The following is a 23,090-nucleotide window of genomic DNA, read 5'->3' as shown; positions in this document are numbered from 1 at the left end:
AATCATTTTTATATAATCATCGTTGATATCAAATTTGTTATTAATGACTTTTTGTTGCTGTAAGCCTTTGTGATATTTGGACAAGTATACTTTGATACCTATTAGTGGCATTTGTTTTAAATGAGCATTTTGCAAAATTAGATTTTTATTAAAAAGAGTTTTAAAAGAAACCCAAATAAATTGGGGTATTTTGTATCTTTGGTTTACAAATATTCTGTTTGTCCTTTTTTGGGCATACTTGCAGAATTTTTCGCTTTAAAAATTTTTTAAGCGGTTTGTTGCTTTTTACTCTCTTTTGCCATTGCGAGAGCTGAAACCAGTAATACGATGGCGTTCAAGTAAATATGAGTTTTTACTTTATCGATTCCCCACACATGCAGGGAGTTCGCTGTAAGATAACTTTTCATTCTTGAATTGCACCGTTCTACACTGGTTCGCTCATTGTAAAGTTCTTTCCAACGTTTGGAATCGCGGTGTGGATTAGAGTACCGGCGAAGATCCTTATTCACGTTAATTTTTACTACCATTCCATAGTTGGAAGATGAACAGGCTGCCATTCCTAATGGGCAATCCACTTTTCCGGTTGCGTGTGGACATCTGAATTTGAGCTGGTCCTTATTGGCTCCCCAATAAGTCATTTCGTACCCCATAGAACAGCGTGGGGTTCCATTGGAGGCAATTCCTTCGGGAGGCTCCTTTTCATTACGCAAATTGAGTGGAATAATAGCTTGAGCCCCGATGTTCTTGGCGGATTCGTAGTTTTTAAGCTGGTCGTACCCACCATCCATTATCAGGAAATCAATTTTAGAGTTTGTACAACTCTTTACTTGTTCAATTAATTGTGGTGCGACATCCCCATCGTTGATATGAGCAGGGGTTACTTCAATCGCCATTGGTAATTCACTTTTGGTGTCAACGGAAAGATGCATCTTATAGCCAAACCAAGTAATTTTATTACCGAAGGAATCAAACTTTGCCCCCCAATTGGCGTTGCCTGTTTGTTCACTTCGCTTCTTAGGCTGCTTCTTTTCGTAAGCATCAATGGCGGCACTGTCGATAGCCTGATGTTTTCCATCAATTACTCCTTCCTCTTGAGCTAACTGGACGAGATCTTGAAAGATTCTTTTCACGAGTCCAGTTTTGGTTAGTGAAGAAAATACTCGGCTAAGAGTAGAGATGGATGGTGCAGGCCTGCTAATATCTAAACCACATTGGTAACGAAAACGCAGGTCATTTTTCAATCGATTGTGAAGAGAAGTAAAAGTATCAATACCTTCTAATGGGGCAGCGATAAGAGCCCTTAATATCCCTTCTTTGGAATGTCCTTCAGCCCCTTGGGGTGAAGAACTTTTCAATTGTTTAGCATAAGGACGCAAATCTAGAGCACTAAAAAAGATCGGTAATTTCTCTTTTGACTCTAAAATTTGCAATTCTTCAAAGGAAAATAGACTTTCTTGTAGAATATACAAAGTGACTTCCTCCTTGTGGATTTTTGTGGTTTGGTCACTTCAAAATTCTACAAATAAGGGGTGAAGTCCTTTTTTATGCTTTAGAAAACCTTATGGCTCTTGGGTTGAAAAATGTGCAAAATGCTCAAATAAAAAGCGGGCAAATCGGAAAATGCTTTTACTACTATAAAACTACCCTCCAATTATGATTGCAAGCTGCGATGATAGTTTTGTGCTCTAATATGTAGTTGGCAATGAGTTCGGTCATGTCGATGGGGATATTTTTAACGATCGGTTTTTCTTTAAACATATCAAAATTGCCTGTTCCACCTGCGCGGTAGCTGTTCATGACGACATCATATTCTTTGTCAAGCTCCAATGGGCTGCCGTGATAATTTAGCTTCACAACTCGTTGGCCAACTGGATTAGAGATTTTTAATTCGTATTCAATTCCTTCCCACATATCATAATTGTAATGCTGCGGTTTAGGATATAAGAAAGCGGGATTGACAGAAATTGTTCCGTTTTGAACCGTAAAATACTTGGCGCTTTGCTCTAAAGCATCTTTAATATCTTGGCCGCTGATGCGGATGACAGTTAATGTGTTCGGATAAATATAATTGGAAACAATATCGCGCATTGTAACATGTTGTTTGAATCCAGGCAAGTCATTATTGAATAAGGCAGTGGCAGAAATATCAACTTTGGCTGTTTCCATTTGCACCTTATTGATAAATTCTATAAAAGGATTGTCTTGTAATCGGGTCTTCAATGGATCAGATACGGTCATGTCACCAATAACGGTTCCGATCGGCTGATCCAGCCATTTTTGCGTTTCTTGTTCAATATCGGATATCAATGCCAAAACATCTTGATTCGCTTCCATTTTTTCATCAATTTTGATTAAGTTGGAATGACTAACGATTGCGGGGCTGTTTCCATTTGCCTTTTGTCTAACTTTCATCGTCACTTCACCCAAAAATTGCCCCTTATGGCCTGGCTGAATGATTGTGATGCCGTTTAGTTTATCTGCGAGTGGGCGGTGCTGATGGCCTGTGATTAAAATATCAACACCCTCTAGTTCTTGGCACATTTGGTATGCTTGGTTTTCTCCTGTCAGCTGTTCTATAGGCTCTCCAGTTTGTAGATCTCTTTCAAATCCCCCATGATATGAGACGATCATCACATCTGGTTTTTCTTTTTGGCGAATATCGCTCACCCATAATTTAGCCGTTTGCAATGCATCTTTGAAAACAAGTCCCTCAATATTTCGCGGCTCTTCCCAATTAGGGATGAAATGAGTGGTTATACCAAGTACAGCAATTTTGACTCCGTCCAATACCTTGACGAGATAAGGTGTTCCAAAAGCGGGCTCTCCTGTTGTTTGCTTCAAGATATTAGCGGACAGCCAAGGAAAAGCTGATTGATCAATCGCCTTTTGTAAATAACTTCGTCCATAATTAAATTCATGATTTCCCAATACGCATGCATCATATTGGAGATCATTCATAACTTGAATCATCGGATTTTCACTGTCGGGCCTGTTTTTTGCATGGTAATAAGTCAACGGGCTTCCTTGAATCAAGTCTCCATTATCAAGTAAAAGTACATAGCCTTTTTTTCTTTTTTCTTTTATAATCGTGGCTATTTTAGCCAGTCCGAAATTTTGTTCTTCTTTGTCTCTGTAATTGGTCGGGTAAATGTAGCCGTGAAGATCGCTGGTTACAAGCAGATGAATCGCAGTTTCTTTCTCCATTATTTTCCTCCTTCTTTTTTTCATCATAACAAATCGTTGTAAAAATAAAATAGATAATTGAATGAAAAGCAGTAGCGTTGCATAAAAAATAAAAACATTTTATGCAGAATTTTCTGAATAAAATGTTTTATGATAAACGAAAAACAAGGCAGTAACCAACTAAAGGTGATCACTATCCATTTGGTAATAAATGTATTTGTTTTGTTGTTACATGGCTACCGCGCTTCGCCGACTTTTTTCAACTCATTCCCGTTGAATTCGTTCCACCCACACGGTACTTGGTTTCCAAAGAAAAACGCGAAGCCAACGATAAATCTGGGTGAGGGAATGTTTCGATTTCATTTCAAGTTGAATAAGAATGAGTAAACAGTAAGAAATCAGAGCTAAGTAAACCTGATTTTCTACAGCTTCTGGACTCGTTCCATAAAGATGTTTGAGTGTTAAACGTTGCTTAATCCACTTAAAAAATAGTTCAATGGCCCATCGAGAACGATAGATATGACCAAGTTCTTCTGGATCTAGGTCGAATCGGTTCGTAATAATTCGAATTCGATTCCCGTCCGAATCGAATGTTTCGATTAATCGAAAGACATTTTCCGTTCGTTTTTGTGGTGTCCCAATGACCACCATCGAATCAGATAAAATAGAGGAATTGGATGGGACAGAGAACGATTCAAGAAATCGAACATAGGCATTCTTTTTCAGACGGGAAGCGAAAAAGAGGCCTTTATCACAGTAATAATCGAACTTTTCGTAGTCTACATAACCACGATCAAACACGTACATGGCATCTGTTTCGTCGATCAGTTGTTCCATTTGTGTTCGATCATTGTTCCCTGCTGGGGTCATGACCATTTTTTCCGGATAAACCGTATCTTCATTGACAAACACCAGTCGTAAATGAACCTTAATTCCCGACTTCGTTTTGCGAAACGTAGCCCATTGATATTTTTTCAGATTCAGTGAAATGGTCGTAGAATCCACGATTTTTAAGCCACTCACCTGACTGGAAGAACTCGTGGACATCTGGCGGATTTGATTCACTAAATCCAGAAAGATTTCTGCGAGTAATTCGGGTTTTACTTGGCGATGTTTTCGAGAAAGTTGTGAAGCACTAATAGATGTCAATCCTAATTCTCGCTGAAAATCATCCAGTAACGCATCATCGGCGATGGGGCGCGGTCTTTCTCGTTGTTGAAGTTGAGCATGCAAAAACAAAAGTAAATACGCTTTTGTGGTTAATTTTTTCGTATATTTATCTTGTTTCATCTCTTCAATTCTTTGTGTAAATTTAACAGAATTGAGAGGAGTGCCCCATTTACCAAATGAAGAAAATAGTGTATCCTTGTCCATAGACTTCATCCTTTATATTGGATTTGGACAGGGACCACCTGTACCATCCATTATAAAGGATTTTTTTATGGACTTTTTTCAATTCAGAATTTTCGAATTAAATTAATGCAACGCTAGTGACATAAAATCAATAAAAAACAAGAGAAATAATGAAAGACGATATAAAACAGTCATACCAAGAGTTGCAATAAGATATTACTCTGCGAAAGTTGAGTTTTTAAATTTCTAAATTGACTAAATATTTATTTTGTCTTACAATATAAAAAACTTACAAACAAACAATAAAAAGAGGGGAGGCCTAAGACAAGACAAATTTAAATTTAAAAATCGTTATTACCTAAATTATAATTGGTGATTTAACTTATCAATGTGAATGAGGAGGTGTAAATAGAGAAGAAGTAAATTAGATCATAATATCAAGATTAATTATCCATATTGCATACAACAAATATCGTTTATAAACCAACAAAAAGATTTTTGTAAGCGATTACTTCATGTTCTGTATGAAAAATGTTTGAATATTAGCAATTTACTGACCCTATTAATAAACAGAACTTATCTAGAGTTAGTAGTTATTATATATTGAAATAGTCGAAGCAATGAAAAATATAGACTCAATACCCGTGGTGCTAGATAAAATCAAACAAGCATAAAAATAGCCCTTGCATGAAGGATCTCCTTTAAAATGAAAGTGCTACCAAACATTTAAAAGGAGAAGTCACATGCAAGAGCACTTTCACTTTACAACAGACGGAGCGAAAATTCAAAAACAATATGTAGCGATTTTGTTCTTTGTATCTGGACAATTGTCTTTGATTCAGATGTATTTACAACGCCGAAATCGCCATTTGTTGAAGCAAGAAGATGAAGTCATCATCGCCGTCCATGTTCTTGGAAAGTTGTTAGGTTTTACATCCGAACGAGCTTGGCACCGATTTGTGATCGGAAACTTATTTTCGAAAGATTTATTTCCTGAACGCTCTCGATATAACCGTCGTTGTCGAAATCTTGGCTTTGCCGTCAAATGGATACGATATCAACTAGCCAAACGTGGGCAACATCACGCTTATGCGGTAGTGGATAGCTTACCTATTGAACTCTGCCACCACGCACGAATGTATCGCGTCAAACGGTTTTAAGGAATCGCAGATATCGGGTATTGTGCATCCAAAAAGATGGCTTACTATGGGTTTAAGCTTCATCTCCAGATCACTGACCAAGCGCTTCCGATGGGATATGTCGTCACCGAAGCATCCTGTCACGACCGGACAGCTGCGGAAACCGTGATGGCCCAACTTCCTCATCCGTATACATTTGGTGACAAAGGATAGGTGAGCCAAGACTTGCAAAAGAAACTGTATGATGAATACAAGATCACTTTTTGGACGCCCGTTCGGAAAAAACAGAAAATCCATCAATCGAAAGCATGGAAACGATGAATGAAACGAAAGCGCAAAGTCATGGAAACCGTGTTTTCAGTTCTCATTGATCAGTACCGGATCAGAGAGATTCGAGCCAACTCTGTTTCTGGATTTGAATCAGCTTTGGATGGCATTTTACTAGCTTATTCACTCGTCATTCTTGGGCTAGTTGAGCGTTAAAGTTCAACTAGCACCACGGGTAGCCTCAATGTTAGATGTTGTAATTATTAAATGTTCAAATCATCGTGATATGGCTGACAATACTAATGCTAAAAAAGAAGGAGGAATAAATATGTTAGAAACAAACACAAAAAAAGAAGCCGTCGTACAGACAAAATCAAAAAGAAGCCAAGTTCGCTGGTTCATTGTTGCCATGCTGTTTTTAGTCACTTCTGTCAACTATGCTGATCGCTCAACTATTTCTATAGCAGGATCAGCTATACAGAAAGAACTAGGCTTAAGCGCTGTCTCAATGGGGTATATTTTTTCGGCCTTTGCTTGGGCTTATGTTATTGGGCAGATTCCTGGAGGATGGTTTTTGGATCGCTATGGTTCTAAAATTGTCTATGCTTTTAGCATCTTTTTTTGGTCACTTTTCACTTTGCTTCAAGGGTTTGTTGGTTTTGTTAGTGCTGGTGCTGCTGTTGTGCTTTTATTTGTCTTGCGTTTTCTTGTGGGACTATCTGAAGCACCATCATTCCCTGCGAACAGTCGAATAGTAGCGGCTTGGTTTCCATCTCAAGAACGCGGAACAGCTGCCGCTTGCTTTAATTCCGCTCAGTATTTTGCAACAGTTATTTTTGCACCTATTTTAGGTTGGATCACAAGTTCTTTTGGCTGGCCATATAACTTCGCATTTATGGGTGTTTTAGGAATTATTTTGTCTTTTGTTTGGATGAAAGTGATTCACAATCCTAAAGATCATCCCCGTGTAAACCAAGCAGAGTTAGAATATATCGAGCAAGGTGGAGCTCTAATTGACATGGACAAAAATAAGAATAGCAACAAAAGTGATGAAAAACCAAAATTAGTTTATCTGAAACAACTATTAAAAAACCGTATGATGATTGGGATTTATATAGCTCAATTCTGTATTAATACACTTACTTACTTCTTTTCAACTTGGTTCCCAGTATATTTAGTTCAGGAACGCCATATGTCTATTCTTAAAGCAGGGTTTGTTGCCTCTCTTCCGGCAATTTGTGGATTTGCAGGAGGAATTTTAGGTGGTATTTTCTCTGACTATTTGCTAAGAAAAGGCTATTCTTTGACAGTAGCAAGAAAAGTTCCTATCGTTCTTGGGATGTTTATGTCTATGAGTTTGATTATTGCTAACTATGTAGATATGAATTGGATTGTTATTGTTGTAATGGCTCTTGCTTTTTTCGGAAAAGGATTTGGCGCATTAGGATGGGCTGTAATGTCCGATACCTCGCCGAAGGAGTTAGCGGGGTTAAGTGGTGGTTTATTCAATACATTCGGCAATATTTCAGGAATTACAACACCGATTATAATAGGTTATATTGTTGAAGGAACTGGATCTTTCAACGGAGCACTTATCTTTGTAGGAGTGAATGCACTAGTAGCTATATTCAGCTACCTTGTTATTGTTGGTGAAATCAAACGTGTGGAACTAAAAAAAGCATGATTAGAATGCACATGCTATCAAGTAAATATAAAAATCTTAATGGAGCATAGATGTCCATATCATGCTCCATCTTATTTATAGCTGCCGGAGACCTTTATAGAGCATATTGAAATAAGGAATGGAAGCCGCTCATGTAGGTGGAACTAGTGACCTACTATTAATCATTTCATGGATTTCCTACTATCTCATAAAGATAGATCTTAATATTTAATTTTCCCGCAAAATAAAAATTTTAATTGATTATTTATAAATTTATAAATTGACTAAATATTCATTTTGTCTTACAATATAAATAACTTACAAATAAACAATAAAGGAAACTAATTGGATAATCAGGTTTAACTTTGCGATTTTTTATTTACAATCGAGCAAAAAATAGAAAATAGCTATATTTAGCTTAATTCGTATGTGATTTATTTTTTATATCCAACTCCATAAATAATAAATCAATTTATGAGGTGATAAAATGTTTCAAGTTTCAGTTACAGTCAATACTACCAATTTAACTGATCTCGATTTGAAACAATTGTGTCAGCTTGGTGTAGATTGCATTGACTTTGGTAATGGAAATTCCTTCGAAGGGGTTAAAGAACAAGGATATCCTGACTTAGATAAGCTGTTAAAACTAAAAAAGAGAATCCGCTCATGGGGAATGGATATTAATCGGGTAACTCTTCCTAACATTACAGAGAATTTTATGAAAAACCGTCCTGGAAGTGAAAAGGAACTAGAAAATTCATGTAATGCGGTTAAAGTTTTTGCGGAAGCAGGGATAACACTTGTACGGCAACGTTTTGAAGGTGATGTATTTGAAGGTCTTTCTAGAAAATATAAAGCAGTTCAACGTGGAGGAGCTATTGCGCGAGGAGAAAGTATCGGCCTTATGACAGAAAAACGGCAAAAACCTACATTTGAAGAACTTCAAGACTGGTGGAAATCTTTCCAAATCGCTTATAGAGAGCTGGTCCCTATAGCTCAAGAAAATAATGTCAGAATAGCAATACATCCTTCGGATACGCCACATCCAGATTCACCTTTTGGTGGATTAGGACTACACAGAATTATTGACGATTTTCCAAATAAAAATGTAGGGTTTGTTTATTGTGTTGGAACAAGAGCTGAAGCAGGAGGGTCATCTTTAGTTCTTGATGAAATCAACTACTTTGGACGAAAAGGAAGAATATTTTTGGTTCATCTTCGTAATGTAAGAGGAAGTTTACCAACCGAAGGGGCATTTGAAGAAGCATTATTAGATGATGGTGATTTAAATATGTTCAGAATATTTCTTGAACTTAGGAAGGTTGGTTATCAAGGATGTATCAATCCCGACCATGTTCCAATTTTGACCGGAGATGAACCGGACTACGACGACAGATGGAAGTATTCCAATATCGGTTGGAAGACTTCCAGCATAGGATTTGCTTATTCCATAGGATATGTAAAGGCCTTAATAGCAGCAATGTATGAATTTGAAGGAAAACCAATATATAAATAATCAATACTGAAGGGGGAGTAATTTTGAAAGTTTATAGAAATAATCGCCCACCATTGTACATACAGGTACATCCGGATGACAATACGGCTATTATTGTAAATAGTGGCGGATTGGATGAAGGCACTGAATTTCCTTGTGGCTTAAAATTAATCGAGCGAATACCGCAAGGGCATAAAGTTGCCCTTCGCGACATTTATGAAGGTGAAGAAATTGTAAGATATGGAGAAGTTATCGGTTATGCCAAAACTACAATAAAAAAAGGGAGTTGGGTAAAGGAATCATTAGTGCTTATGCCGACTCCTCCAAAACTAACTTCTTTAACCTTTTCTAATAAGGTTAAAGAAGTTCTTCCGTTAGAGGAGGAATTCATTTTTTTAGGATTTCGCAACGAAGATGGTACAGTAGGCACCAAAAATATTCTGGGGATTACTACAAGTGTTCAATGTGTAGCTGGTGTTTTAAATGTTGCTGTAAAGAAAATAAAGGAGGAACTTTTGCCTCTATTCCCTAATGTTGATGATGTTATTGCCATAAATCATGCTTACGGCTGTGGTGTGGCAATCAATGCACCTGATGCAGTAATCCCGATTCGTACTCTTCAAAACTTAGCGAGACATCCTAATTTCGGTGGGGAACTGATGATTATCGGATTAGGATGTGAAAAATTATCTCCCGATCGTTTAAACAATGGCATTAATGACAACATCCTCATTTTACAAAATGAAAATGGATTTATGAATATGATTAATTCCATTATGGAAATGGCCGAAAAAAAGTTAAAAAAACTAAACGAAAGAAAGAGAGAGAAAATACCTGTTTCAGAATTGGTTATAGGTGTACAATGTGGTGGAAGTGATGCCTTCTCCGGGGTAACTGCTAATCCGGCTCTAGGTTATGCTGTTGATCTCCTAATTAAATCAGGAGCAACTGTATTATTTTCGGAAGTTACTGAAGTGAGAGATGCGGTGCATCTGTTGGCACCACGTGTAATTAATGAAGAAGTAGGAAAAGCGCTAATCAGAGAAATGGAATGGTATGATAATTACTTAAGAAGAGGGGAAGCCGATCGTAGCGCTAATCCGTCTCCAGGAAATAAACGTGGTGGATTAACAAATGTTGTAGAAAAGTCACTTGGTTCCATTATCAAATCCGGAAGCACACCAATTGTAGATGTATTAGCTCCGGGGGAAAGAGTAAGAAAAAAAGGACTTATTTTCGCAGCTACACCTGCCAGTGATTTTGTTTGCGGAACTCTTCAATTAGCATCAGGAATACATTTGCAAGTTTTCACAACAGGAAGAGGCACACCTTATGGATTATCAATGGTTCCGGTAATCAAAGTATCTACTCGAAGCGAACTACGCGAACAATGGCCTGATCTGATTGATATCGATGCCGGAAAAATCGCTACTGGAGAAGCAACAATTGAAGAAGTTGGTTGGGAGATTTTTAAAGAAATTATAGAAGTAGCAAGCGGAACAAAAAAGGCATGGGCCGATAAATGGAAAATTTATAATGATTTAGTTTTATTTAATCCATCTCCAGTAACATAAACAAAAAATATTAAAAACATATACAATTGTCTTACAATATTATTGACTTAAGTATATAATTAAAGAAAGGCGGAACTTACTTATGGATAAATTAAGAAAATCCCCTAGGGGGATTATGGGATTCCCAGTGACGCCAATGGATTCTAGAGGCAACATAGATCTTGATGGTCTAAGGGCAAATATCGATTTCTTAATTAAATCCGGGTTATCATCAATATTTGTCGTTTGCGGAGCCGGAGAACTACAATCAGTTAGTAATGATGAATATAAGGAGATTGTGAGAGTTGCTTTAGAGAGAACGAAGGGAAAAGTTCCTCTTTATACAGGGGTTGGAGGAAATATTAAACAGGCTTTGGAACAGGCAAGAATTTCGCAAGAGTTAGGAGCCAATGGATATTTAATCTTTCCTCCTTATCTCATAGACCCTTCCCAAGACGGTTTATATGCTTACTTAAACACCATTATTAATAGTACAGACTTAAACGCTATCGTATATAACAGAGGCAATTGTATGTTAGAGGTCGAAACGCTTCAAAAATTATGCGAATTACCACAACTAGTGGGTTTCAAAGATGGAATAGGTAATATTGAGTTGAATGCGGAACTTACGCATGCCATAGGCGATCGCCTCGAATGGATTAATGGAATGCCCTTAGCAGAAGTAACAATGGCAGCTTATCTTAATCTTGGCTTTAAGTCTTATTCATCTGCTATTTCTAACTATATTCCGCATATTTCTATCAAATACTATCATGCGCTGTTAAACGGAAACAAGGCAGAAGGGCGTGAAATCTACGAAAATGTAATTCTTCCTATTCATAGAATTAGAAAAAAGAAAAAAGGATATGCAGTAGCACTTATTAAAGCAGGCATGGAAATAGTAGGTTTACCAGTAGGTACTAATGTAAGACCGCCAGTTACACCAGTGGAGAAAGAACATTATGAAGAGCTCGAACACATAATCAAAAAAGCATTAGAAAAATATCCAAATGATGTAAAGGTTTAATTAGGAAACTATTCTTGAAGCAGGATTTGTTTCTATACTTCCTGTCTTATTTACCTTTATTGTCTTTGTACTTGGAGAAACTTTTTTAATAAAGAATGCTTGGTATCTAATCAAATGTCTGTGCCTTTGTTTTTCTAAACAAAGTGTATGTCCGACCTCCATCTCATGGATAGGTTGAACGAAGGAATTCGTGAGATATGGGAGGGTACACCGCCATGAGAAAGGTGAAGATCCAACTGGTGCGATCATAGGAACGCCCTCCCCTATTTCCGAGAAATGGGATCGTAGGGTATTTTCCTCCAGAGCTGTTGTATCGAAAAGTTTAAATATATTCAAGATCTATCCATTCTGGATGCATCCTTGCGAAAATTGAAGAGATTCAAAGAAAAACGAGAAAATCGATATTTTTATAGAGGGAGGGAGATTAAATGAGTGAACTAAAATACGCTGTAAGTTCGGTACGCAGGAGTACTTTGTCGCAACAAGTTTTAGATCAATTGATACAGCTTCTAGTAAGTGGTAAGTTGAAACCAGGAGATAGATTACCATCTGAGATAGAATTAATGGAACAATTAGAAGTAAGTAGACCTGTTCTGAGAGAAGCTCTAAGATCCCTTGAGACACTAGACATTATAACAAGGAAGCCACGTGGGGGAACATATATTAATGATAAAGTGGGAAGTGATCCTTTTAAGGCGATGCTTGCTGTGTCAATTAATAATGTTCCAGCCATCATTGAAGCTCGTATGACATTAGAGCTCGGATTGGTGACGATTGTTGCTGAAAAAATAACGGATCAGCAGTTAAAAAAATTAAAAGATACCATTGATCAAATCAGAGAACATGCTGATAGTAACTATGGATTTTTAGATAAAGAATTTCATCGAATCATTGCATTGAGTGCTAATAACCCTATTGTTGAAGGAATGATTATTTCCTTACTCATCACACATGAAAAAACAGACAGTTTGATTAAATATAGAGAGCCAGATATTACAATCGAACATCATCTTGCAATTTACGAAGCGCTTAAAAATAGAGACCCAGTAGAAGCTTTCAAACAGATGTACAGGCACTTAAGTTTTGTGCGCAATAAGATTTTAGCTGATTATGAAAATGAGTAATATATGTAATATTAAATATTCAATTAGGGGAACTTTTCATGTGAGTCATTACTTTATTGTTTAGGCGAACGTATTAAAATGTTTGAATCTGATTTTAAAATGCTTAAGCATATGAAAGGAAATAAACCCCTTTTCGAAATTATTTACTGTAAATGGTTGTATTTTCTACAAAATTTCTTATTGCAATAAACGAGTCAAGCCATTTTTCGAGATTAAGGCATGGCTCTATATTCGCATTTTCAAGTGACAAGGGGGATCTTAACATGGCGGTATCGGAAGTTAAAACTAAAAAACAAACATATCTCAATTATATAGATGGCAAATGGGTTCACTCATCCACAAAAAAAGTTGATAAAAGCATCAACCCAGCCAATAAAAATGAAATAGTAGGATATGTTCAACAATCCAATGAAGAAGATGTAAATAAAGCCGTAGAAGCGGCTAAGAAAGCGCAAGTTAATTGGAGAAGACTATCTAGTGTTAAAAGAGGGGAATGTCTTTATAAGGCTGCTAGTGAACTGGAAAAAAGAATGGATGAAATCGCAGAAACAATGACACGGGAAATGGGAAAGACATTCCCTGAGTCAAAAGGAGAGGTACAGAGAGGAATTGCAATCCTTCGTTACTATGCGGGAGAAGGAATGAGAAAGATTGGTGATGTTATTCCTTCTTCAGACAGCGAAGCGCTTATGTTTACAACCCGTGTACCACTTGGTGTTGTCGGGGTTATCACTCCATGGAATTTTCCTGTAGCCATTCCTATTTGGAAAATTGCCCCTGCCATTATATATGGAAATACGGTTGTATTCAAACCGGCTCAAGAAACAGCAGTGACTGCTGCTAAAATTGTTGAATGTTTAGATCAAGCTGGTTTGCCAGCTGGTGTTGTTAATATGGTAACCGGCAGAGGATCGGTAGTAGGAAATGCTATAGCCGAACATCCAGATATTAATGCAATTACCTTTACTGGTTCAAATGAAGTTGGAAGAACAATTGCTCAAAAAGCAGTGGCACGGGGAGCTAAATATCAGCTTGAAATGGGAGGCAAAAACCCTGTAATTGTATTGGATGATGCTGATCTTGACCAGGCTGTGGAAGCAACTGTTAGTGGAGGACTGCGCTCCACTGGACAAAAATGTACAGCAACAAGCCGAGTGTTCGTTCATAGTAATGTATATGATGAATTCAAAGAAAAACTATTATCGAGAATAAAACAAATAACAATAGGCAATGGATTAAATAATGATACATGGATGGGTCCTTGTGCTAGCGAAAAACAGTTTGAAACAGTTCTGTATTACATACACAAAGGAATCGAGGAAGGTGCCACTTTACTGTACGGTGGTAATCGTTTAGAAGATGGGGAATTTAAAAATGGATTTTATGTGCAACCAACTATCTTTGAAAATGTCTCTCCTAATATGACAATTGCTCGAGAAGAAATATTTGGGCCTGTATTAGCTTTAATTAAGGTGGATACGTTGGAAGAAGCATTAAATTTAGCAAATGATACTCCATTTGGCCTTAGCGCCTCTATCTTTACCCAAAATATAGGAAACGCCCTATCATTCATAAATGAAATTGAAGCGGGATTAGTTCGCATTAATGAAGAGAGTGCAGGCGTAGAGCTACAGGCTCCTTTCGGAGGAATGAAGCAATCTAGTTCACACTCAAGAGAACAAGGACGAGCTGCCATTGAATTCTTTACATCAATTAAAACTGTTCTTATTAAAAGTTAAAAGTGTCTGTTTGTCGCATTCCTAAATTATTGAAAATTAATGTAATGGAATATCAGAAAAAGAGAGCCTATCTATCTGTAACTATAACTGAACTGAACCAAAAAAGTTAGACACGGAAATTTAGACAATGATTTGGGTATGAGTTCGGTATTGAACCGGACTCATGCCTTTTAATTTTGTCTTGATTCGTGTTTTTGGCAAGTAGGAAATGTATCAAATGGCAATTAAAAATGTACCACTTGCCAATCCCTATATTTACTTATTGTGTAATAATGATTCTTTATACGTAAACGTCAAATAGCCCCCCACCTTTTTGAAGGCCGGGACTTGAAGTATTATTTAGTTAACTCAACTTTCGCACCCTTAAAATTGCTCTAAACCCTTGATATATTTGAATGCAGACTAAGTTGATTATGCCGCATTTGCCTTTTTTTCTTCGTTACTAAGAAAAGCCTTCTTTAGAAAATGTGGTAAATTATTAAATAGCTCATCAACTATAGATTGGACCTTTTCTTCTGAAAGAGTTGGTTCATTGGAAAGAGTAGATTTCAACAAATCCAAAACCAGTATAAGAGCTTGCGCAAAACGGATGTCCTCCATTTCATCGCAGCACAAATAGAAGAGCTGTCCTATCGTTTTTGGAACCTCTTCTTCCCGCGAACTTAAAGCAAGCATGATATAACGTGCGAAAACAATCGTGGTATGGGCTACCATCGCATCATAACTGCGGGATTGGAATTCTTTTGCTAAACGTAGGTGGGATTTGGTCACTTTGAAAAAGCACTCGATATCCCAACGTTTCCCATAAAGTCGAACAACTTCTTCGTCTGGAAGCTCAATATTAGTTGATAGAAGGGCTAACCAGTTTTTTGATCGGTTTCGGTCACGCACAAAAACTATCCGAGCTTGTATATCCTTACCTTTGTCATCCGGTCCTAGACTTACAACAATGGAAGCAAGAATCTTAGCACGTCCACGTTTTTTTCGAACTTTCTTATATAGTTGATTCAGAGTATACTCCTCACCTTGATACGTGTAATATACGCGGTGCATACTTTTGAGCATACAAATAACATGAAGGGGATATTCAGAAACAACACGTTTTATCACCTTGGGAAACGCAAACCAACTATCAAAAAGCAATGTCTTAGTACAAAGTTGTAATGGATTTACTTCATCTAAAAGATCGAACATTGCTTCCGTGGACTTTTTCAGTGCCTCCTTGCGTCGCTTATAACCGACTGTACGCTTGTCAATGTCTGAATTGATTTCTTGAAAACGATTTTTCTTTTTCGCGGAACTAAGCAATGAAAACGCTAGTGGAATGAAAGTATTCCCATCTGACCACCCAAGAGTTAGCATACGAAACCCCCTGATAAACTGGCCAGTCGTATGATCATGCACAAGTGACAAAAGCTCGACAGCCTTACTACGTGCGCGGCTGTATAAAGAGTCATCAAAAATAAGGACACGCTCCCGATCATTTGAGACTAAATGCAACAATTTGGTTACAATCACATTTTTGCTCAACAGAGTAAGGAATTTTCTCCAATTGTATGTTGGATTATTGAGTAAGCGATAGACAGTATCTTTTTTGGGTGCATCCTGTATGCGGTTGGAATCAAGCGTCCGATATAGGTTCTTGCCATGTAAAACGAGAGAGAAAATAAACTGAAAAAGTAACAATGGGGAAATTCCATCTTCCTTTTTAATATTTGCCTTATTTAACAATGTACCTAGTTTATTTTCTTTGAAAAACCGTGAAATATATGAATCAGTCTCGTTTTTTTGTTGAGAATTTGGTAAAATAGAAGCCACAGAAAACATCCCTTTCTTTGGTTATGGTTGTGGTGACTATATTTTACCAAAAAGGGATGTTTTTTTGTTCATTTTTAGATATAATGTTGTGAATTCTTTCAGTCATATCAAGTGTTTACTAGTGTTTTTCGACTGCGAAAGTTGAGAAAGTGATTTAAAACAAATAGAAAAATTAATTATTGATAATCAGCCCCCAATTAATACTTATTTTCGAAAAGATCTAATGTTTTTAAGAAAGAATTTTCATTCGTATGAAGAAGTTTTAACGTTTTTCCACACTGCATTGCTTGAAAAAGGCTTAGTAGATAATACTTTTTTAGAAGCAATATTCGAAAGAGAAAAAGTGGCACCTACATCTTTTGGGAATTTAGTGGCTGTTCCGCATCCTATCGTTCCAAAAACGAATCAAACATTTATTGCTGTATGCACACTAGATAAGCCAATTCAATGGAAGGATAAGCCTGTTCAATTGGTCTGTATGTTATGTGTGAAAAAGAACAGTAAGGAAAATTTGCAGGACATGTACGGTTTGTTGGTAAGATTAATTGACAATAGCTCAATGGTTCAGAATTTGTTAAAAACGAAATCATATGAACAATTTATACAAGTTTTAAAGGAGCATTCCTGTTAGAAGTTTTTTCGGGGACTTGAATAAAAAAAGCCCTCTTGGTATGATTCGGGGGTGTCAATCGGATGAATTGACCCCTAATTTGGATACCAAGGAGGACTATACATGAATTCTATCTCAAACAAGAAGATTAATCAAGTCACCGATCAAACGCTCGTTGTTGGCATAGATATCGCAAAAAAGAAGCATTATGCCTGCTTTGTGGATGAGCGAGGGAGAGTGCTAAAAAAATCGTTTCCCGTTCCGCAATCCAGAGAAGGGTTGGAATGGTTGTACCAGTGTATCGTGAAAGCGATGGAGGAATTTGAAAAAACGGAAGTGATCGTTGGCATCGAGCCAACGGGACATTATTGGCTCAATCTCGCTTACTTTCTTGACGAGAAGGGCATTCCTCTCGTGATGACAAACCCGATGCACGTGAAGCGCTCCAAAGAGCTAGACGACAATCTTCCAACCAAACATGATGCGAAAGACGCACTCGTCATTGCCCGGTTAGTGAAAGACGGCCGATTCAGCTATCCGCGTATTCTGAAAGGGATGGAGGCCGAACTGCGCACAGGGGCGACGTTTCGATCCAAACTCGTGGAAGAGCAGGGGGCGGTTCGAAATCAGATGATTCGCTGGCTCGATCGGTATTTTCCGGAATTTACGCAAGTCTTTCCGTCGTTTGGGAAAATGGCGCTCGCTACGCTGGAACAGACGCCGTTTCCGTCGGATTTAGCAGGGAAAGAGATCGAAGAGGTTTTCACCCTTTATCGGCAAAGCGAGGGATTACAATCGCCACAAAAGCCGAAAGTGAAGAAGTTGATGGAACTGGCCCAACACTCCATTGGCGTAACGGAAGGACAACAGATGGCCCGTATCGAAATCGCCACACTTGTCCGCCGATATCGCCAGCTGGAAAAAGAGATCGAGGCATTGACAGAACAGCTGATTGAACTCGTACAGACATCGGTCGAGTACGAATAGTTGAAGACCGTTCCGGGCTTAGGCGATGCGACCATCGTAGAATTGTTATCAGAGATCGGGAGTTTTTCCCACTATCAGGATCCGCGCCAATTATTGAAACTTGCGGGACTGACCTTACGGGAAAACTCCTCCGGCCAACACAAAGGGCAAAAACGGATCTCGAAGCGTGGAAGAAGGCGGTTGCGCGCCCTCCTCTTCCGCGTGATGATGCCGATAATTCGCCACAACGAAGCGTTTCGACAGTTACATGAATATTACACGACACGGCCCGATCATCCGTTGCGCAAGAAGCAATCCATTGTGGTGCTATGTGGGAAATTACTGAAGGTACTGCACGCTGTGTGTACGAAGCACCAAGCGTTCGATGCGAAGCAAATGATGCAGGACATCTTTTGTCTCGAAACGGCGGCTTGATGCCTGCATGCCTTACGATTCCCTAGACAACAAGGATGACACGGAGAAGCTGGCGCGATATCATCCATTCGACCTTGAGTCCCTAAAGGAGCTTAGCCGGCCTCTGCCTGATGACTAGACCGAACGAAGGAATGTAGGCACAAGGATGCCCAGAGACATGGGAGGGTTCGTCATCATCAGCGATGCAGAGATCCACGGTGCATCCCATACGCTTCCCCCACTACAACCAAATTTAACCAGTAGTGGCCGCAAAGCGTACCCAGTCAATGTAAGATATACACATATTTAAGAAATAATGTTAGAAACTTTGTCGAAAAACATTTTTTTGCCACCCCTGAAACGGCTACAACCGTTGATATATCAACATTTATAGAGGAGACGGTATATTAAGATCATGCACAAAATTTGGAATGGAGGGCTGTCTCATAATGATATGCTCCCCATAAGGTAGACAGATTAAAATATAAAAAATCTGTTTTACCTTAGGGGGGTTTTTCTATAAGGCCGGTGAAAAAGTACACCCTGAGTCAGGGATTTAGGTGGCTTGTGTCGAAAAAGGAAGAAAAATCGTTGGAATGGAGCGTGAATGGATGATGAAAGCCCCCAAAAACCCTTCGACTCAGCCTCGGCTGTTTCAAGTCATCGACATGGAGGACCTGGTTCCCGCACACCATATCCTGCGCCAAATCAACGAAGCGGTTGACTTTTCCGTCATTCACGATTGGGTGGCTCCCCTGTACACGGAAAAAACGGTTCGCCCGGCGGCGGATCCGGAACGGCTGCTTCGCCTGATGCTGCTCTCGTATTTGTTTGATCACTCCGAGCGGGAGTTGTATGAGATCCTCCCCATGCATGCCGGATACTTGTGGTTTTGCGGTCTCGACTTTGAATCCGTGCTTCATCCGGATCCTCATCATCCTGCGCTTCCGGATCGAACAACGCTCGTCAAAACGCGGAAACGCTGGCGCCAACATGGAATCTTTGACCGGCTGATGACCTACGTGGTGGATCAATGCATCGCGGCGGGGCTGGTCTCGCCGGATGTGCATGCGGCGGCTGACGGCACCCAAGTGCGGGCGAATGCCTCGATCCACAGCTTGCGGGAGATCAAGCTCGCTCCGGTGGAGACGTTGGAAGACTATCTGGCCCGCACCGCCCGGGAAGATGAACAGACCGAGTCCCCAGATGCGGACCGGGATCCCGATGACGACCCACCCTCTCCGTCTCCAAAATCAGGGGAACGCGTCCATGCCGAAGAACGAGGAAACTTCCGTGTAACCAGGTTTTCCAACCAAACCCATCGAAACGTGACGGATCCGGATGCCCGGTTGTACAAGAAAAGCAAAGGACAGGAAGCGTATCCTCGGTATCTGGTGCACGACGTCATCGATGTCCAGTCGCGCGTGATTTTATCCAGACGGGCCAGCCTCGCCACTGGAACGGCGGAACGGGAGACGAGTTTGGAGCAGCTGGCTTCGATTCAGTTTCGCCACCCGTCGATTACGATTCGGACCTTGTCTGCGGACAAAGCGTATGGCACCACCGAGTATCTGGAAGCGCTCTTCGTTCAAGGCATCACACCGCTCGTGCCGTTGCGCCGCAAGGAGATGGAGGAGATTCCAACCTGGAAGCGCCGGGCGAAGGATCCCGCTCAGGAAGCAAAGCGCCAGGCGAAAGTCCGAGACGTTCAGATTCGCAATCAAGCGAGGCTCATTCAGCAACAGGGCGGCTATCGATCCATTCAAGCCCTTCGCACGCGTTGTGAGCATGTGTTCGCCGAAGGGAAGGAATGTCACGGGCTGGACCGGGCCCGAAGCCGGGGCCTTTACGCCATGGAAGAACAGGCGCTGTTGACCGCCGTCGTGCAAAATCTGAAGCGATTGTGCCGGTTTCGAAAAAAACGAGGGGGGACCGGCTCTTTGGCGTGCGCAAAACCGGAATTGGGAGCAGGAAGTCCTGCTCGTCTTCCCATCCTTTGGCGCCAAATGGCGAGGAGAATGGCCTCCAAAATTCGACATGTGGGAAGTCTATGCCCCATTAATTCACCGGCCTTCTAACAAAACTATAGATGTTAGGGTAGCAAAGGCTACAAACCGCACGAAGTCCATACAAAACATCAAATATCTCCGGTCAACCCGATCAACAAGAGGAGAACCGAGTATTCGAACTACTATCTCTGGGATCACAAATGCAATATAGAGGTTTCCCATAGCCACTTGTGAACCGATCATTGTTTATTGCAAAATAAAAATGCAGAGATCTGCAGAGAATTTGGCTTAGGCCAACTTTACATGGAGAGGGGGGCGTGATAGCCTTTTTAGGCATAGCCAGCCCTTGATATTGCTGGCTTCCTGGCTTTTTCATCACGCCCCCAGAGGCTCCATGTCAAGTTGTAATTCTCTGCACTTTTCGTTGCGAAACTCTGTATTTTTTCTTTGCAGAAAACACCGATCATATTGTATACGATCCATCCCATGAATAAACTTGCGATGCTGTCACCAACAGAACTGACAGCCTGAGCAACCCATAGAAACCAGTAATAGCGGTTCAGGTAAGCCATACCATTAGGCACTCCTATTCCTGATAAACTCCCTCGATGTCTCCTTCTATGTTTTCGCTAAGACAGACGCTTTGCGAAAATCAGAAAATCCTCACCATCGCTCCAATAGTCCCGTAGGTAGCCTTCAAGAACAAAACCATTAGCTTTGTGGAAGGCAATCGCCGCCTCGTGTTCTGACTCGTTCCCTACATCGAGATAAACCTTTCGACAGCCCAAACGCCGAAGTTCTTCCTCAATATGACCATATAACTTAGTGGCAATTCCTCGTCGTTGCCATATGGGATCTACAAATAGCCATATTGCCCAATAAATGTCTTGCACACCCCACCGATCCTTCCCATAGCCCATTACTCCCACCACATGTCTGTTCTCTTCTGCAACAAAAAACGAGCCGTTTCTTTACGATGCCCCTCTGAGATATCGCGCCGCGCCAAATCAGCAAGTGTTGGATTATTTGCAGCCACTATCTCTACTACCCTTTCAAGATCTTCTTCTTTCATCTCACTAATCATCACGCCTATCACCTCACCAGAGCCTTAATGATTCATCTTTCTGATTTTACATACGAAGAGAAGCCCTCCATATACTCACTTGGCAACACCCGCAATGCTTTGGAGAGGTCGCGACGGGATGGACAGTGGGGGCATTGGCTCACGTCAGGAAAATCGTTCCCCTTCCCACGATCCGTATACGTTTGAATGTCAATGCCAAAGTCGTGAAACTGGATCACACTTCCTCCCCCTTCTCCTTGAAACGAATGGAAATCTTCGTCCGAAACAATTCACAAAAAATTTAGCACATTCCTTCAGAAAAGGGGAGAGGGCTTTCTGAAAGAATGTGCAAAAAAATGGCTCTTTTGTTCCGAAATAAAGTGATAATTTACAGTCCGCTCTGGATCGTAGCAGCGAAGCGACGAGTAAGGCATCTCCCCCGCTTGATCCATGTCCATGACAAAAGCGCGAACCGTTTTGTGGTTCGCGCTTCTTTCCTGCTTTATACGCGTAAGAACATTTGCTCCTCACCTTAAGGAAGAGAAAACAATACATACCGGGCTTTCTGTTTCCAAAATCCAGCCGGTAGGCTGTAGTTCGCCGGTTTTGCCATCCACTTTAAAGGCCACGATCGTATCGCTGTCCTCATTCGCAACGTACAGGAACGTTCCGAATGGATCAAACGTGAAAAATCGGGGAGTCGCACCTTTGGTAGACTCCCAGCCAATAGGGGAAAGTTCACCTGTTTGTTGATCCACCGCAAAAATGGCGATGCTATTATGCCCCCTGTTTGACGCGTATACGAAACACCCGCACGGTGAGACAGCGATTTCTGCCGCCGTATTTCCATTAACATGGCTAGGAACGGTCGGTATCGTTTGTTTCATCGTTAGCCGTCCATTTTCTTTTTCAAACGCATATACCGTGACAGTAGAATCAAGCTCATTCACAACATACGCATACGGCAAGACTGGATGGAAAGAGATGTGCCGCGGTCCGGCCCCTTCCTGCGTTGTTCCAAAAGGCAAATGTCTTGAAGTCAGTTCGCCTGTTTCGGTATTCAGTGTAAACAAAATGATCCGATTAAGCCCTAAATCGGGAACAACGAGGAAACGCCCCGTCGGATCAAATACCGTATGGTGGGGATGAGAAATCCCCTGTTTTTCATATAGATGCGTTGCATTAAATTGAGGGGCATAGGGAAGGGGAACCAAATGACGAATCTCCCCTAAAGAACCGTCGCTATGAATAGGCAAGACGGACAACGTTCCAGAGATATAGTTAGCGACAATAAGAAATCGGTTCGTTGGATCAATAACGAGATGAACAGGGTTTTTTCCGCCAGTTGATTGATAATTAATGAATGTCAGTTCACCTGTCTCTTGGTCAATTCGGAACGCGCTCACTTCGCTGCAATCGCCATGGACCGTATATAGGAAACGTTGGGTAGCATCAAGAGCTAAAAACGATGGATTGACAAGCCCTGGAACAAGCTGCACATGTATCCACTCGCCCGTCACAGGATCAACCCGGTAAACGTTGATTCCTTTTCCACGGGCATTGCGTTGCCATGATGTACGACAGCCAACATAAGCAATTAGTTTTGCATTTGTTTTATTTTCATTTTTTTTGATTGCCATAGTTTTTTCTGCCCCCTTACCCCCGGC

Annotated in this window: 17 protein-coding genes and 3 pseudogenes; 10 read left to right on the top strand and 10 right to left on the bottom strand. The window is 40.2% G+C overall.

The features are described from left to right. Positions 1-266: 266 nt before the first annotated feature. From NSQ71_RS18020 to NSQ71_RS18010, 3 genes are all read right to left on the bottom strand, one after another. Complete coding sequence (locus NSQ71_RS18020; RefSeq protein ID WP_027725900.1) at positions 267-1,469, bottom strand: transposase; 1,203 nt, start codon at positions 1,467-1,469, stop codon at positions 267-269. A 163-nt stretch (positions 1,470-1,632) separates the two neighbouring features. Next, a complete protein-coding gene (locus tag NSQ71_RS18015; RefSeq protein ID WP_340734367.1) occupies positions 1,633-3,204 on the bottom strand; it encodes a bifunctional metallophosphatase/5'-nucleotidase in 1,572 nt (523 codons plus the stop codon). 243 nt (positions 3,205-3,447) lie between these two features. Next, complete coding sequence (locus tag NSQ71_RS18010) at positions 3,448-4,557, bottom strand: IS4 family transposase (RefSeq protein WP_340734366.1); 1,110 nt, start codon at positions 4,555-4,557, stop codon at positions 3,448-3,450. Between the two features lie 722 nt (positions 4,558-5,279). On the opposite strand from NSQ71_RS18010, the pseudogene NSQ71_RS18005 reads away from it, so the two are divergent. From NSQ71_RS18005 to gucD, 7 genes and pseudogenes are all read left to right on the top strand, one after another. After that, positions 5,280-6,158: pseudogene (locus tag NSQ71_RS18005) on the top strand (IS982 family transposase). 112 nt (positions 6,159-6,270) lie between these two features. Then, positions 6,271-7,626: an MFS transporter gene (locus NSQ71_RS18000; RefSeq protein ID WP_340734448.1), complete on the top strand. Its 1,356-nt coding sequence runs from the start codon at positions 6,271-6,273 to the stop codon at positions 7,624-7,626. A 466-nt stretch (positions 7,627-8,092) separates the two neighbouring features. Next, positions 8,093-9,121: a mannonate dehydratase gene (locus NSQ71_RS17995; protein WP_340734365.1), complete on the top strand. Its 1,029-nt coding sequence runs from the start codon at positions 8,093-8,095 to the stop codon at positions 9,119-9,121. 23 nt (positions 9,122-9,144) lie between these two features. Then, positions 9,145-10,674: a galactarate dehydratase gene (garD, locus tag NSQ71_RS17990; protein WP_340734364.1), complete on the top strand. Its 1,530-nt coding sequence runs from the start codon at positions 9,145-9,147 to the stop codon at positions 10,672-10,674. An 82-nt stretch (positions 10,675-10,756) separates the two neighbouring features. After that, entirely contained in the window at positions 10,757-11,680 is a 924-nt protein-coding gene (kdgD, locus tag NSQ71_RS17985) for a 5-dehydro-4-deoxyglucarate dehydratase (protein ID WP_340734363.1), read from the top strand. 428 nt (positions 11,681-12,108) lie between these two features. Continuing rightward, positions 12,109-12,804, top strand: coding sequence for a FadR/GntR family transcriptional regulator (locus tag NSQ71_RS17980; RefSeq protein WP_340734362.1), 696 nt, complete (start codon positions 12,109-12,111; stop codon positions 12,802-12,804). 263 nt (positions 12,805-13,067) lie between these two features. Further along, a complete protein-coding gene (gene gucD / locus NSQ71_RS17975; protein ID WP_340734361.1) occupies positions 13,068-14,543 on the top strand; it encodes an alpha-ketoglutaric semialdehyde dehydrogenase GucD in 1,476 nt (491 codons plus the stop codon). 120 nt (positions 14,544-14,663) lie between these two features. On the opposite strand, the gene NSQ71_RS18660 is transcribed toward gucD, so the two are convergent. Both NSQ71_RS18660 and NSQ71_RS17970 read right to left on the bottom strand, forming a co-directional pair. Next, positions 14,664-14,744, bottom strand: a complete 81-nt coding sequence (locus tag NSQ71_RS18660) for an IS3 family transposase (protein WP_445659463.1) — start codon at positions 14,742-14,744, stop codon at positions 14,664-14,666. A 210-nt stretch (positions 14,745-14,954) separates the two neighbouring features. Continuing rightward, complete coding sequence (locus NSQ71_RS17970) at positions 14,955-16,352, bottom strand: IS4 family transposase (protein ID WP_445659464.1); 1,398 nt, start codon at positions 16,350-16,352, stop codon at positions 14,955-14,957. A 172-nt stretch (positions 16,353-16,524) separates the two neighbouring features. Between NSQ71_RS17970 and NSQ71_RS17965 the strand changes: the two genes are divergently transcribed. The 3 genes and pseudogenes from NSQ71_RS17965 to NSQ71_RS17955 all read left to right on the top strand — a co-directional run bounded on the left by NSQ71_RS17965 (position 16,525) and on the right by NSQ71_RS17955 (position 20,429). Next, positions 16,525-16,992: a PTS sugar transporter subunit IIA gene (locus NSQ71_RS17965; protein WP_445684716.1), complete on the top strand. Its 468-nt coding sequence runs from the start codon at positions 16,525-16,527 to the stop codon at positions 16,990-16,992. Between the two features lie 102 nt (positions 16,993-17,094). Then, positions 17,095-18,372 (top strand): annotated as a pseudogene (locus NSQ71_RS17960) (IS110 family transposase). Between the two features lie 575 nt (positions 18,373-18,947). Then, complete coding sequence (locus tag NSQ71_RS17955; RefSeq protein WP_340734358.1) at positions 18,948-20,429, top strand: transposase; 1,482 nt, start codon at positions 18,948-18,950, stop codon at positions 20,427-20,429. A 260-nt stretch (positions 20,430-20,689) separates the two neighbouring features. Here NSQ71_RS17955 and NSQ71_RS17950 read toward each other — a convergent pair whose 3' ends face one another. The 5 genes and pseudogenes from NSQ71_RS17950 to NSQ71_RS17935 form a co-directional block, all read right to left on the bottom strand. After that, positions 20,690-20,932: a hypothetical protein gene (locus tag NSQ71_RS17950; RefSeq protein ID WP_340734357.1), complete on the bottom strand. Its 243-nt coding sequence runs from the start codon at positions 20,930-20,932 to the stop codon at positions 20,690-20,692. Positions 20,933-20,989: 57 nt separating this feature from the next. Next, on the bottom strand, positions 20,990-21,280 hold the full coding sequence (locus NSQ71_RS17945; RefSeq protein WP_340734356.1) for a GNAT family N-acetyltransferase: 291 nt from the start codon (positions 21,278-21,280) through the stop codon (positions 20,990-20,992). Beyond that, entirely contained in the window at positions 21,280-21,444 is a 165-nt protein-coding gene (locus tag NSQ71_RS17940; RefSeq protein WP_340734355.1) for a hypothetical protein, read from the bottom strand. The genes NSQ71_RS17945 and NSQ71_RS17940 overlap by 1 nt, the downstream gene beginning before the upstream one ends. A gap of 98 nt (positions 21,445-21,542) precedes the next feature. After that, positions 21,543-21,662: pseudogene (locus NSQ71_RS18655) on the bottom strand (DUF6431 domain-containing protein); the annotation flags it as partial. A 288-nt stretch (positions 21,663-21,950) separates the two neighbouring features. After that, positions 21,951-23,063 carry a lactonase family protein gene (locus NSQ71_RS17935; protein WP_340734354.1) on the bottom strand — a complete coding sequence of 371 codons (1,113 nt, stop codon included), beginning with the start codon at positions 23,061-23,063 and terminating at the stop codon, positions 21,951-21,953. Positions 23,064-23,090 lie beyond the last annotated feature (27 nt).

The sequence above is a fragment of the Aeribacillus sp. FSL M8-0235 genome, from assembly GCF_038000355.1.
Classification (GTDB): domain Bacteria; phylum Bacillota; class Bacilli; order Bacillales; family Aeribacillaceae; genus Aeribacillus; species Aeribacillus composti.
The sequence above is the reverse complement of the archived record's forward strand: the minus strand, read 5'-3'. Positions and strand labels throughout refer to the sequence as shown.